This window comes from Bradyrhizobium sp. sGM-13 (assembly GCF_018398875.1).
In the GTDB taxonomy this organism is placed as follows: Bacteria; Pseudomonadota; Alphaproteobacteria; order Rhizobiales; family Xanthobacteraceae; genus Bradyrhizobium.
Genome location: NZ_JAGWDK010000357.1, coordinates 1 through 257 on the forward strand (window position 1 = coordinate 1; position 257 = coordinate 257).

Here is a 257-nt window from a genome sequence, read left to right on the forward strand (position 1 = left end):
TGCTTGGCTGCGAGTGGCTTGGGGCCTTCACGCAATGCTTTGAGCTGTCGCTCTACGCTGGCAGACACCTCCGGGCATTTCGCCTTGGCGGCAACGCGATCAGCAGTGCCGAGTGAGATGCTAATGTGCGTCTTGTACCAGCCGCGAGGGCGACGCTCCTTCGGTAGCTTCTGCAAGATCACTCGGACATCCGCTGGGATTGTGCGGCGGTAGTACCAGTTGTCGGAGCCTTTTCTTTTTGTTGGGCAGGCCATTCT

At 58.8% G+C, this 257-nt stretch carries 1 protein-coding gene; it reads right to left on the bottom strand.

All coding sequences use genetic code 11. The annotated features are described in order from the left end of the window. The coding region (locus KJQ96_RS42590; RefSeq protein WP_375293278.1) for a DUF6538 domain-containing protein at positions 1-254 on the bottom strand (254 nt) is incomplete at its 3' end. Positions 255-257 lie beyond the last annotated feature (3 nt).